General features: G+C 45.4%; 10 protein-coding genes and 3 tRNA genes. All 13 read left to right on the forward strand.

Annotation, left to right across the window (positions count from 1 at the left end):
• The first annotated feature begins 570 nt into the window (after positions 1 to 570).
• The 13 genes from ltrA to LIR34_RS16885 all read left to right on the forward strand — a co-directional run bounded on the left by ltrA (position 571) and on the right by LIR34_RS16885 (position 13,644).
• A complete protein-coding gene (gene ltrA, locus LIR34_RS16825; RefSeq protein ID WP_161286672.1) occupies positions 571 to 1,869 on the forward strand; it encodes a group II intron reverse transcriptase/maturase in 1,299 nt (432 codons plus the stop codon).
• Between the two features lie 165 nt (positions 1,870 to 2,034).
• Positions 2,035 to 3,303, forward strand: coding sequence for a peptidoglycan-binding protein (locus LIR34_RS16830; RefSeq protein ID WP_173903355.1), 1,269 nt, complete (start codon positions 2,035 to 2,037; stop codon positions 3,301 to 3,303).
• A 171-nt stretch (positions 3,304 to 3,474) separates the two neighbouring features.
• Positions 3,475 to 3,559: transfer RNA gene (locus LIR34_RS16835), tRNA-Leu, on the forward strand.
• An 89-nt stretch (positions 3,560 to 3,648) separates the two neighbouring features.
• A tRNA-Leu gene (locus tag LIR34_RS16840) sits at positions 3,649 to 3,733 on the forward strand.
• Between the two features lie 89 nt (positions 3,734 to 3,822).
• A tRNA-Leu gene (locus tag LIR34_RS16845) sits at positions 3,823 to 3,907 on the forward strand.
• A 226-nt stretch (positions 3,908 to 4,133) separates the two neighbouring features.
• Positions 4,134 to 5,141, forward strand: a complete 1,008-nt coding sequence (locus LIR34_RS16850) for a deoxyguanosinetriphosphate triphosphohydrolase (RefSeq protein WP_173903356.1) — start codon at positions 4,134 to 4,136, stop codon at positions 5,139 to 5,141.
• Positions 5,142 to 5,161: 20 nt separating this feature from the next.
• Positions 5,162 to 6,964: a DNA primase gene (gene dnaG / locus LIR34_RS16855; RefSeq protein ID WP_173903357.1), complete on the forward strand. Its 1,803-nt coding sequence runs from the start codon at positions 5,162 to 5,164 to the stop codon at positions 6,962 to 6,964.
• A gap of 38 nt (positions 6,965 to 7,002) precedes the next feature.
• Complete coding sequence (rpoD, locus tag LIR34_RS16860) at positions 7,003 to 8,127, forward strand: RNA polymerase sigma factor RpoD (protein ID WP_161284775.1); 1,125 nt, start codon at positions 7,003 to 7,005, stop codon at positions 8,125 to 8,127.
• Complete coding sequence (locus tag LIR34_RS16865) at positions 8,127 to 8,843, forward strand: tRNA (adenine(22)-N(1))-methyltransferase (protein ID WP_173903358.1); 717 nt, start codon at positions 8,127 to 8,129, stop codon at positions 8,841 to 8,843. The genes rpoD and LIR34_RS16865 overlap by 1 nt, the downstream gene beginning before the upstream one ends.
• Positions 8,833 to 9,615 (forward strand): Nif3-like dinuclear metal center hexameric protein, encoded by a 783-nt coding sequence (locus LIR34_RS16870; RefSeq protein WP_173903359.1) that lies wholly within the window; start codon positions 8,833 to 8,835, stop codon positions 9,613 to 9,615. Before LIR34_RS16865 ends, LIR34_RS16870 begins: the two co-directional genes overlap by 11 nt.
• A gap of 27 nt (positions 9,616 to 9,642) precedes the next feature.
• Positions 9,643 to 11,310, forward strand: coding sequence for a nucleoside kinase (locus tag LIR34_RS16875; protein WP_173903360.1), 1,668 nt, complete (start codon positions 9,643 to 9,645; stop codon positions 11,308 to 11,310).
• On the forward strand, positions 11,303 to 12,313 hold the full coding sequence (locus LIR34_RS16880; protein WP_173903361.1) for a response regulator transcription factor: 1,011 nt from the start codon (positions 11,303 to 11,305) through the stop codon (positions 12,311 to 12,313). Before LIR34_RS16875 ends, LIR34_RS16880 begins: the two co-directional genes overlap by 8 nt.
• Before the next feature lie 152 nt (positions 12,314 to 12,465).
• The gene (locus LIR34_RS16885) at positions 12,466 to 13,644 is read left to right on the forward strand and encodes a hypothetical protein (RefSeq protein ID WP_173903362.1); all 1,179 of its coding nucleotides are present in this window, start codon (positions 12,466 to 12,468) and stop codon (positions 13,642 to 13,644) included.
• Positions 13,645 to 13,652: the final 8 nt, after the last annotated feature.

Consider the following 13,652-nt stretch of genomic DNA (forward strand, 5'->3'; position numbering starts at 1 on the left):
TTGAGCAAGAAGCCCCCACTTCAAAATCAGAGATTTAAGTGGTGGGAGCATGTCAGTGCGTCCAGCTAAGGGTGAAGCATTTAATGGGTGGAAATCCCATCCGGTAAGGTATTAGCCACACCGCCGGTAACGACCTTGAGCCAGCCAGAGCAATCGGGAAGGTTAAGCGTAGGAAGATAGGTAATAGGGATAGTGATTGAGCATCGAAAGACCCTAAACCAGCAGGCCGATGCTGTTGACATAGCAGAAGGCTATAGGTAAGTTTATCGTTATGGCAAGATTTCGTACTCTGCTGCGGTGTCGTAGAGCTATTCATGTTACACAATGATGCTGCATCAACTGGAGAGAACCTGTACGTTCCATAAATAATGCGTATAGATATGGTATGGCAAACAAATAAATAAGGATGTCAGATGACGTACAGGTAGTCGGAGGCCCGAATAGTACCAGTGAAAGCATGAACAAGATAAGTGCTGGAGGGAAGTCGAGAATGAACTATTCCTCATAGTTCAGGCCTGCGGAACTATATCGAAAAGGAAACATTATCTATACTCAGAGATAGGGACAATAATGGAAACAAAATTGGAGAGAATATCACAATTATCCAGAGAAAATCCAGATATGGTCTTTACATCCATAGGACACCTGATTTCAACATCACTGCTGAAAGAATGTCATAATAAGATGGATGGAAATAAAGCAGTTGGAATTGATGGGATAACAAAGAAGGACTACGATAAGAACCTTGATAAAAATATAGAAAACCTTGTGGACAGACTGAGGAAAAAGGCATATAAGCCGAAACCAGCAAGAAGAATAGAAATTCCAAAGGATAATGGGAAAACAAGGCCTCTTAGCATCTATTGTTATGAAGACAAACTGGTGCAGGAAGCACTGAAACGAATACTGGAAGCAGTATTTGAACCATGCTTTTATGATGAGATGATGGGTTTTCGTCCTAACAGAGGATGTCACATGGCTTTGAGAAAACTTAACTATATGATTGAAAGGGAAAAGAGTAGTTATATATTAGATGCAGATATCAAATCGTTCTTCAATCATCTTGACCATAAATGGATAATGAAGTTCGTAGAATCAAAGATCAAAGATCCTAATATTGCCAGACTCCTGAAAAGAATATTAAAATCAGGAGTGATGGAAAACTTTCAATATGAGGCGACGGAAGAAGGATCAGGACAAGGCTCAGTCTGTTCACCAATAATATCATGCATATATATGCATTATGTACTGGTATGGTGGTACAAAGAGATAATTGTCCCTAAACTTAAAGGATATAGTGGTCTGGTAGTATATGCGGATGACTTTGTTGTATGCTTTCAATACAAAGAAGATGCCGTAATGTTCTATGAACTACTTAAACGTAGAATGAGACACTTTGGATTGAGCCTACAGGAAGATAAAAGCAGACTGATACAGTTTGGACGGTTTGCAAAAGAAAACTGTGAGAGAAATGGACACAAGCCAGAAACTTTCACATTCCTTGGCTTTACGCATTACTGTTCTTGTAATAAGAATGGGAAATTCAGAGTGAAGAGGAAAACCAGCAGAATAAAATTTAATAAAAAGTGCAAAGAAGTTCGTCAGAAAATTCGGTCAATGAGAGCGAATAAACTGAAAGACATTATATCTAAGCTGAATCAGATACTTGTTGGTTATTATCATTACTACGGCATTACTGATAATGGGCGGAGTCTGTCTGCTTTTAGATACCAAGTCATTAGAAGTCTTCATTACTGGCTTAATAAAAGAAGTCAGAAAAAGAGCTATACATGGTCAGGGTTTCTTGAAATGATTGATACAGCCTATCCTTTAGCGAGGCCGAAAATATATGTCAGTATTTACGGATAATTGTTGAATAATGCGTTTCGTAAAGAGCCGGATGCGGAAAAGCCGCACGTCCGGAATTCTGTGAGGGATACATTCGGTAACGGATGTATCTACTCGACCGTTTGAGTGTTATATTAAAGGAAAAAGGCATAAACTATCCTGAGAGGTTTTGGGCAGGAGAAATGAATGAGATCTTATAGAGATATCCAGGCACAGCAGGAGAATGTTGATCGGGGCGGGCTTAAGGTAACTGTGATGACGGCGGATGGGACGCGGCCGGTGGAGAATGCACTGGTGAAAATATCGTATACCGGGGAGAGTGGTCAGACGATTGAGGAGGTCAGGACAGATTCGTCCGGGCAGACACCAGTCCTGGATGTGAAGACACCGCCTCTGGAGTATAGTATGAAACCGTCGGAGCAGCAGCCATATGCAGAGTACACGGTTCAGGTAGAGGCGGAAGGTTTTGAAAACTCGGAAATTGCAGGTATACAGGTTCTTCCATCGGTCAGGGCAGAGCAGCCGGTAAGAATTGCATTTCAGGCAAATGCTTCGTTTGAGCGGCTGGTGATCGGGCCTCATACTCTGTGGGGAGAATATCCACCCAAGATAGAAGAGGCGGAGGTAAAGCCGGTAGGAGAGAGCGGAGAGATTGTTTTGAGCCGGGTTGTGATCCCGGAATATGTTGTTGTACATGATGGGCCGGTGAACGACACTACAGCACAGGATTACTATGTGCGTTATAAAGATTATATCAAAAATGTAGCAAGCAGTGAGATTTATGCGACCTGGCCGGACGATACGATACGGGCGAATGTACTGGCGATCATGTCCTTTACACTGAACAGGGTTTATACAGAATGGTACCGGAATAAAGGCAAAGATTTTACGATCACTTCTTCCACGGCCTATGATCATAAGTGGATACGCGGGAGAAATATATTTGACAGCATTTCGAGGATCGTGGATGAGCTTTTTGAGAATTATCTGTCCAGGCCGGATGTGCGGCAGCCGATCCTGACGCAGTACTGTGACGGACGTCAGGTGCAGTGCAGGGACCGGGGCTGGATGACACAGTGGGGCAGTAAGTCGTTAGGAGACAGAGGATATTCACCGATTGAGATCCTCAGGTACTTTTATGGAAACGATATCTATATCAACGTCGCAGAGGGGATATCGGGAATTCCCCTGTCCTGGCCCGGATATGATCTTAATATTGGCGCAACGGGAAATAAAGTCCGGCAGATTCAGGAACAGCTGAATGTGATCGCAGAGGCGTATCCAGCGATTCCGAAGGTGGGTGTAGATGGGATTTATGGAGAACAGACAAAAGCTGCAGTCCGTAAATTCCAGAATATATTCGGTCTTTCGGAAACAGGGATCACGGATTATTCCACCTGGTATAAGATTCAGGAGATCTATGTTGCGGTCAGCAGAATTGCGGAATTAAGCTAGGAAACAGCAATACCATCAGTCAACGATATGGCTGGTGGTATTTGCGAATTGAATTAAATTTATAAAAAAATGAAAAAATTTCAAAAAATGCTTGACTTTGTGAATGGCTTCTGGTATTCTACTACTTGTCGCGAGGGAAGAGAGCAAAGAATTCCCGAGGAAATGCGATATGCGGAAGTGTCGGAACTGGCAGACGAGCAAGACTAAGGATCTTGTAAGCATTGCGCTTGTGTGGGTTCAAGTCCCATCTTCCGCATGAAAGGTATTGACTTATGTACTACCTTTTGTTATACTAATATCTATCGCGAGGGAAGAGAATAAAGAATTCCCGGAGAAATGCGATATGCGGAAGTGTCGGAACTGGCAGACGAGCAAGACTAAGGATCTTGTAAGCATTGCGCTTGTGTGGGTTCAAGTCCCATCTTCCGCATGAAAGGTATTGACTTTTACATTACCTTTTGTTATACTAACATTTGTCGCGAGGGAAGAGAATAAAGAATTCCCGGAGAAATGCGATATGCGGAAGTGTCGGAACTGGCAGACGAGCAAGACTAAGGATCTTGTGAGCATTGCGCTCGTGTGGGTTCAAGTCCCATCTTCCGCATGAGAGAACTCCTGTTACATCAGGAGTTTTTTTGCGTTATTACAGAGTGCTTTCTATAACGCAGGAATGCCCTGCGAGGATACACTCAGATGTATGAGAAAGACATCTGCGAGATAAAAAAGAAATTTTTTTGAAAAAAAGAGGAATTTGAAACATTATGTAGAATATATTAATATAAGGAATTTTGTCGTTACTGTGAACCATTTGTACGGTAGAGGATATGCTTATGAATATCAGAGAGAAGATGGAACAGCAGGAACTGGAACTTTTGAATCCGTATGCGGCACACAGTGCTCATTCCAGAGGGAGAGAACGTGCAGAAGAAGAGTGTGATGTCAGGACTGTTTATCAGAGAGACCGTGACAGGATTCTTCACAGCAAGGCATTTCGCAGACTCAAGGATAAGACGCAGGTGTTTCTTGCACCGCATGGTGACCATTACAGGAATCGTCTTACGCATACTCTTGAGGTATCACAGATTGCCCGGACGATCGCCAAGGCTCTCCGGCTGAATGAGGATCTGGTTGAGGCAATCGCACTTGGACATGATCTTGGGCATACGCCGTTTGGCCATGCCGGTGAGCATGCATTAAATGAGATCCATCCGGGAGGTTTTGCCCATTACCGGCAGAGCATCCGGGTTGTACAGGTTCTGGAGAAGAACGGAGAAGGACTGAATCTTACGTGGGAAGTGCGGGATGGAATTCTGAACCACCGTCTCAGCGGGAAACCTGCGACTCTGGAGGGACAGATCGTTCGTTTTTCAGACAAGATCGCTTATATTCATCATGATATGGATGATGCCCAGAGAGCAGGCATCCTGACCGAGGACGATATACCGGTCACGCTTCGGATACTTCTTGGCTATACGACAAGAGAACGCTTGAATACATTCGTGCACGATATTATTGAGAACAGTCTTGGCAGGGATCATATAGAGATGTCGGGAGAGATCTTTGAGGCATTGATGAATCTTCGGTCGCTTATGTTCCAGAATGTATATATGCATCCGGAGGCAAAGAAAGAAGAGCAGAAAGCAATCAGAATGCTCACGAAATTATACGAATATTATATTGATAATCCGGAACAGATGTCCAGAGAATATCAGGAGCTCATAAAGAGAGGAGAACCTGTATCCCAGGCGGTCTGTGATTACCTGTCAGGTATGACAGATCAGTATTCTATGGAGAAGTTCCGGCAGATATACATACCGAAGTCCTGGGAGGGCTATTAAGCAGCAGAGGAGGATGGGCAATGCGTTATTCCGACGATATCATTGAAGAAGTACGTCAGAAGAATGATATTGTAGATGTGGTATCCCAATATGTGAAACTAACACGGAAGGGAAGTTCTTATTTCGGACTGTGTCCCTTTCATAATGAGAAAACACCTTCGTTTTCCGTGACGCCGGGAAAGCAGATGTATTATTGCTTTGGCTGCGGAGCCGGCGGAAATGTTTTTAATTTTATTATGGAATATGAGAATTATACATTTGGAGAGGCACTGAAGCATCTGGCTGACAGGGCAGGAGTAGAACTTCCAAAGATCGAATATTCCAGAGAAGTGAGAGAGAAGGTACAGGAGAGGACGGAACTTCTGGAGATCAATAAGCAGGCTGCGCAGTATTTTTATTATCAGCTCCGCACAGAAAAGGGGGAGCAGGGATACCAGTATCTTACCGGCCGCGGTCTCACCGAGGAGACCTTACGTAAGTTTGGACTCGGGTATTCAGATAAATTTGGCGGTGGCCTGTATCAGTTCCTCAAATCCAGAGGATACAGCGATGACCGGCTTCGGGAATCGGGTCTGTTCAATGCAGATGAACGCCATGGAATGTATGATAAGTTCTGGAACCGTGTGATCTTTCCGATCATGGATGTCAATAACCGTGTGATCGGTTTTGGCGGCCGTGTCATGGGAGATGGCAAACCGAAGTATCTGAACTCTCCGGAAACTAAGATTTTTGACAAGAGCAGAAACCTGTATGGACTGAATGTAGCAAGGACAACCAGGCAGAAGTACCTGATCCTCTGTGAGGGATATATGGATGTGATCTCCATGCACCAGGCAGGATTCACAAATGCCGTTGCTTCTCTTGGAACAGCGCTTACCTCGGGACATGCAAGCCTTCTGAAGCGTTACACGCAGGAGGTGCTGCTTCTTTATGACAGTGATGAAGCCGGTGTCCGTGCGGCACTTCGTGCGATCCCGATTCTTCGGGAAGCGGGGCTGAATTCCAGGGTCGTGAATCTGCGCCCATATAAAGATCCGGATGAATTCATCAAGAATCTTGGGGCGGAGGCTTTTGAAGAACGGCTTAAGCAGGCATCTGACAGCTTTATGTTCCGGGTCAGTGTGGCAGAGAGTGAGTTCCAGATGGAGGAACCGCAGGGGCAGAACCGCTTTTTTGAACGCTGTGCGGAGATGATCCTGGAACTGAAGGATGAACTGGAGCGGAATCTCTATATCGAGGCTGTTGTCAGGAAATACCGGGGACAGTACGGGATCAGTACCGAGGATTTAAAGAAGAGAGTCAACACACTGGCACTTAAGGGGACACCGGCAGAATACCGCGTGCAGCCCAAGAAAAGCCAGGATAATACCGCTAAGAAAAAGAAAGAAAATGCATCTGAACAGGCGCAGAAACTGATGTTGACCTGGATCGTCACCTATCCGAAGATTTTTGATAAGGTGGCACAGTATCTGACACCGGAGGATTTTGTGGTCCCTCTGTATCGGGAAGTCGCAGGCATGCTGTTTGCACAGAGGGAGGAGGGAGATGTAAATCCCGCCAGACTTCTGAACAGCTTTACGGACAGTGAACAGCAGAGAGAGGTTGCCTCGTTGTTTAATGCGACGATCCATCTTGAGACGCCAAAGGAGCAGGATCAGGCATTTGCCGATACGCTTCTTCGGATCAAGACAGAGAGCCTTGCAGAAAAAAACCGGAACTGGAATCCTGCGGATATCGCGGGACTGCAGGAGATCATCAAAGCAAAAAAAGAATTAGAGGAACTCGGCCGAAAACGCCGGGAACTGCATATTTCTTTTGAATAAGGATAAAATATAAACACTATATGGAGGAATGAGCACCTATGGAAATGAATATGGGTAAATTCAGCGAGAAACTGGTTGAACTTCTGGAGCTTGCAAAAAAGAAAAAAAATGTACTGGAATACCAGGAGATCAGTGATTTCTTCAAAGATCAGCCCCTGGAAGTTGAACAGATGGAGAAGGTATACGATTTCCTGGAAGCCAGCGGAGTAGATGTTCTCCGTATTTCAGGGAATGACGATAGCCTGATGCTGGACGATGATGCAGATCTGGATAAGCTCGATGATGAGGAAGAGATCGAGCTCGATAAGATCGATCTCTCAGTGCCGGAAGGTGTCAGCATTGAGGATCCGGTCCGTATGTATCTCAAGGAGATCGGTAAAGTCAGCCTTCTTACAGCAGACGAGGAGATCGAGCTTGCGAAGCGTATGGAGCAGGGCGATGAGGAAGCCAAGAAACGTCTGGCAGAAGCCAACCTTCGTCTGGTAGTCAGCATTGCGAAGCGTTATGTGGGACGCGGAATGCTGTTTCTGGATCTGATCCAGGAAGGAAACCTCGGACTTATCAAGGCAGTTGAGAAATTTGACTACCGTAAAGGATATAAATTCAGTACCTATGCAACCTGGTGGATCCGTCAGGCGATCACAAGAGCGATCGCGGACCAGGCCAGAACTATCCGTATTCCGGTGCATATGGTAGAAACCATCAACAAACTGATCCGTGTTTCCCGTCAGTTACTGCAGGAGTTAGGCCGTGAACCTACTCCGGAAGAAATTGCAGAAGAGATGGATATGAATGTAGAGAGAGTCCGTGAGATCCTCAAGATCTCTCAGGAACCAGTATCTCTGGAAACTCCGATCGGTGAGGAGGAGGACAGCCATCTTGGAGACTTTATCCAGGACGACAATGTTCCGGTACCGGCAGATGCGGCAGCATTTACCCTGCTCAAGGAGCAGCTGATCGAAGTGCTTGGAACACTGACAGAGAGAGAACAGAAAGTCTTAAGACTTCGTTTCGGACTGGATGACGGACGTGCACGTACTCTTGAAGAGGTCGGTAAGGAATTCAACGTCACCAGAGAGCGTATCCGTCAGATCGAGGCGAAGGCACTGCGCAAGCTGCGTCATCCGAGCCGCAGCCGCAAGCTGAAGGATTATCTGGACTGATGGGTGCTTCAGTACAGATATCCAGGAGGCTTTGTGCGATCGCCGATATGGTGACAGAGGGAAACCGACTGGTGGATGTGGGCTGCGATCATGGATATCTGCCGGTATACCTGAAGCTTCAGGGCAGGATCCCGGGAGCGATTGCAACAGATGTTGCAGAAGGACCATTATCCAGAGCGAGAGCACATATTGAACAGTATGGCTTGGGTTCTTACATAGAAACCAGACGCTGTGACGGACTGGCTGATATCGGACATGGAGAGGGAGATACTCTGGTTATCGCGGGAATGGGAGGACCTTTGATGGAGCGCATTCTCGCGGATGGCAGAAGTGTCTGGGAAGATTTTCAGGAGATGATCCTTCAGCCACAGTCGGATATTCCGCATTTTCGACATTTCCTTCTTGAAAACGGATTTCGCATTACAGAAGAAGAAATGATCCTTGAGGACGGCAAGTTTTACCCGATCCTCAAGGTGGATCGAAAAACAGAAGAGCAGACCTTGCCGTGGAGTATACAGGAAGAGATGTTTGGCAGATTCCTTCTGGAGAAGAGACATCCGGTTCTTAAGAAATATCTGGAGCGGGAATTAAGGATCCACGAAGAGATTCTGGAAAGACTGAAAGAAGCCACTGGAGAGAGTGCGGTTAAACGCAAAAAAGAAATCGAGGAGGAGAGGCAGCTTATCCTGGCTGCCCTGAATCATTATGAAAGTTAAGGAACTGACAGCATGGCTGGATCATGAATATCCGGCAGAGGCGGCAGAGAACTGGGACAACGTCGGACTTCTGGTCGGAGATGATGAGGAGGGTGTTTTTCATGTCTTTCTCGCATTGGACCTGACAGAGGAAACGCTTGAGGAGGCAGTGCAGGAAGGTGCAGATATGATCATCACGCATCATCCGATGATCTTTGGCGGAATCAAGAGGATTAATAATTATGACTCGTCCGGAAGAAAAATTATGCGTCTGATCAGGAATAATATTTCCTATTATGCCATGCACACCAACTATGATGTACTTGGTATGGCTGAACTGAGCGCGGATTATCTGAAGCTTACGGACAGAGAAGTCCTTTCTGTGACAGAGGAGACAAAGGACGGCTGTGAGGGATTTGGCCGTGTCGGAATGCTTCCGGAGCAGATGACGCTGAGAGAGTGCGGAGACTTTGTCAAAAAGGCTCTTGCACTTCATGATGTCAGAGTTTACGGTGATCCGGATCGTCTGGTGCAGAAGGCGGCAGTCTGTACGGGAAGCGGCAAGAGTATGATCCCGGATGCACTGGCAAAGGGAGCGCAGGTGTACGTTACCGGTGATATTGATCATCATACGGGAATTGATGCCGTAGCTGCCGGTCTTCCGATCATAGATGCCGGACATTATGGAACAGAATATATTTTTATGGAGGCCATGAAGAAAAAACTGAGTCAGAAATTTCCGAAGCTTCAGATTTCATGTGCAAAAATAAAAAGCCCGTATATAACATTGTGACATCAAGGGTAAACGGGAGGGTTTGTTATGGAACAAAAAATGGCAAAAGTAACTGTCAATGGTGAAACAAAAGAATATCCCTGTGGGACTTCCTACAGGGATATTGTCGATGAATATCAGAAAGATACAGAGTTTCCGATCATACTGGTTACAGCAGACGGAAGGCTCCGGGAGCTTCACAAGAAGGTAAAGCGTGACTGTACTGTGAGATTTGTGACGATCAGAGATCATATAGGATTTTCCACCTACAAAAGAAGTGCCTGCCTGGTGCTCCTTAAGGCGATTTATGATGTGGCAGGTAAGGAAACTGTGGAGAAGGTGGAAATCCATTATTCTGTCGGATCAGGATATTATTTTACAATAAACGGATTCCCGGGTCTGAATCAGGGATTTCTGGATCAGATAAGAGAAGAGATGCACAGAATCGCGGATGCATGCCTGCCGATCGGCAAGAAATCTGTCAGTACAGCTGACGCGATTGCATTGTTTCATCAGCATCATATGTATGATAAGGAAAAACTCTTCCGTTACCGCCGTGTTTCCAGGGTAAATATCTATAATATCGAAAACTATGAAGATTATTTCTATGGATATATGGCAGATCATACAGGATATGTGAAATATTTTGACCTGAAGCTTTATGATGAGGGCTTTGTGTTAGAGCTGCCGGAGCGCAGTGATCCATTTACAATCCCGCCGTTTGCCCCGGATGAAAAAATATTTAAGGTACAGAAGGAATCCCAGGAATGGGCAGAAAAGATGGATATCTCCTATGTCGGTGATCTGAATGACCGGATCACCAGAGAAGGGGTGGGAAATATCCTTCTGGTCCAGGAAGCACTTCAGGAGGCCAGGATTTCCAGGATCGCAGAGCAGATCGTAGCAGATGGAAGCAGAAAATTCATCATGATCGCAGGCCCGTCTTCATCAGGAAAGACCAGTTTTTCGCATCGGCTGTCAATCCAGCTCACAGCACATGGCATGAAGCCGCATCCGATCGCTGTAGACAACTATTTCAAAAACAGAGAAGATACACCGCTGGATGAATACGGTGAGAGAAATTATGAATGCCTGGAAGCACTGGACGTGGAGAAATTCAACGAAGATATGCTGGCACTTCTTCGTGGAGAACGCATCGAACTGCCGGTATTTAACTTTGTGACAGGCCACAGAGAATATCGGGGAGATTTCCTTAAGCTTGGAAAAGAGGATGTTCTCGTTATCGAAGGAATCCACGGACTTAACGACAAGCTGAGTCATTCCCTCCCGAAAGAAAGTAAATTCAAAATCTATATCAGTGCACTGACACAGCTGAATATCGACAAACACAATCGTATCCCAACCACGGATGGCAGACTGATCCGAAGGATTGTGCGTGATGCGAGAACGCGTGGAACGAGTGCAAAGGACACGATCGCCAGATGGCCGTCGGTAAGAAGAGGAGAGGAAGCAAACATCTTCCCGTATCAGGAAGAGGCAGATGTGATGTTCAACTCCGCACTTGTCTATGAACTGGCCTGCCTGAAGCTTTATGCAGAGCCGCTTCTGTTCGGGATCGGCAAGGACGAGCCGGAATATATCGAGGCGAAGCGCCTTCTCAAATTCTTTGACTATTTTGTCGCCGTGCCAAGCGACGATATCCCGCGGAACTCTCTTCTTCGGGAGTTTGTAGGGGGGAGCTGTTTTGATGTATGATTCTTTTTCCGCTCATCTTATGCCTTTGATAAACAGTTCCTTTGCTCCCGGACAGGCACAGGCTACTGTGGATGCTTTTCAGGATCCGGATCAACGGCAGATCGCACAGGCGGAGTTATATTATTTTTCAGGACGCGCGCAGGAATGCAGAAACATTGCGGAGCTTTATCTGCAGGACAAAGATCTCTGCCTGCGCCTGTCCGCAGGACTTTTGTATTCTTTTTCCAATCTTACGCTGGGAAATCCATCTGCTTCCAGAATGGGATTTCGAAACATCCAGGAATGCCTTCGTCTTGCAGAAGAAAACTCTGCATCAGAAGAAGTTATGGCTTCCTGTGTTTTTGCCGGCTATCTGGCAACGGTTCTGATGCATCTTCCGGCAGACGGACTTCCACCTCTCAAGGATTTTCTGCCGTACCTGCCGGCGGGTATTCGTGCTTATGCAATCTATATCCTCGCACACAATGCTTATCTGAATGAAGAATATGAGCGGGCACTGGGATTATGTCAGTCAGTTTTTCTGATGCTTGATGGCTGTTATCCCATTGCTATGGAATATCTCTACTGCGTGATCATCATGTGCCTGAATAACCAGAAGAAACAGGAGGAAGCCAGGGAAATCCTGATGAAAGCATGGAACATGGCGAAACCGGATGGATTTCTGGAACCGTTCATCGAGCACCACGGACTGATGCTTGGCCAGATCGAAGCCTGTATCAAACCAACAGAACCGGAAAATTACAAACGGCTTTCACAGGCAGTCGTTGCTTTCAGCCGCGGCTGGATGGATATTCATAATCCACAGCTTCAGAGCTCTGTTACAGATAGGCTGACACCTATGGAATTTTCCATAGCCATGCTTGCAAGCAAAGGCTGGACCAACCGGGAGATCGCAGATCACCTGTCCATGTCAGTCAATACGATCAAACATTATCTCTCCCGCATTTTTCAGACACTGGGTGTGGAAAAGCGCGAAGAGCTGAAACCCTTTGTAAATAAATAACAGACAAAGATACATACGGCGGTCAATTGCGACCGCCGTAATACTTTTTTCAGAAAAAAAGGCACTTTTTTGGCTTCTGATGGGCATTACTTAATTTTGTTCTGTAGAGTATAATATTTCCATAAAATATAAAATGTGGAAGGAGGAACAAAATGAAGAAAAATGAATTAGTGAAAAAGAGCCGGAAACTGCTTTCAGCGATCCTGACCGGAACAGTGCTGATCACATCTGTGGTACCGGAATCCCTCATCTGGGCGGCTGATGTGGAAATGCAGGAATTCGAAGACGGCGAAGACAATGAGGATGTGATCTTTGAAGCTGCAGAAGAACCTGAGACAGAGGATATTGAGGAAAGTGGAGAAGTGGAGATCCGGGATCTTTCAGAATCCCAGGACGAAGATGATACTGAGGATGCCGTGGAAGTGGAAGAAGACTTTACGGATGGAGTTGCTCTTTTTAGCAGCGGCAGTGAGATGGCAGTGGGAACAGCGGCTGCGAATACGATTTCGCCGGGGGAAAATGTAAAGATCACTTCAGGAGGAACGTATACGGTACAGGGTGGAACATATACTAAGACTGGGCCTCGCGATCCCTTCGGTGGTGTAATTACTATTGACACTACAGAGAAAGTTACTCTGGAGATTACTGGAGACATTAATATGCCAGGGGATGATGATGGCTGTTTTATTAGTATAGAAAATGCTTGTAAAGAGTTAACGATTATTAATGAGTATACGGTGAATGTTGATAATAATGTTTTTCTGAACAATAAAAATAAAGATGCAACAGTTACTTTTGAGGGCGGTACTTATGAGGCTTTAACGAACAATGGAGCTTCCATAATTCAAAACGGAGGGGTTGTTAACCTTAAGAATGCTAAATTTAATGCAACTGGTTCTTTTGACTGTGGAGTTATTGTAAGGAATGGGTGGTTCGAAAATGATGGAACAATAAATATTCAAAATGGAACGATATTGGACTGTAGCGGTAATACAGATATTGGTGAGGGTTGTATTGTAAGAGGAACCGTCAATATGTATGGCGGAACTATTACATCATCATCTTTGGCGAAGAGCACTATAATAGGAATAAATGCAGCGGAAATTAAAGTTGTTGGTGGAAAAATTCAAAATTTTGATTGGGGAATTTATCTAGAAGGACAAACCAATGTATCAGCTACTATTGGAAATGTAACCTTTGAAAATAATAATTGCGATATTGTCATGTCTTCAGGAAAAAAATTTACCATACAAGATGACTTCAAAGGAACTGCAAGTGTTAAGGTAAATGAAAAGCCTAATCCCCCAGCTATGCTGGGGAGAATGGAGTAGGCGGAAGC

The sequence above is a fragment of the Blautia sp. MSK17_66 genome, from assembly GCF_020538025.1.
GTDB lineage: Bacteria > Bacillota > Clostridia > Lachnospirales > Lachnospiraceae > Blautia_A.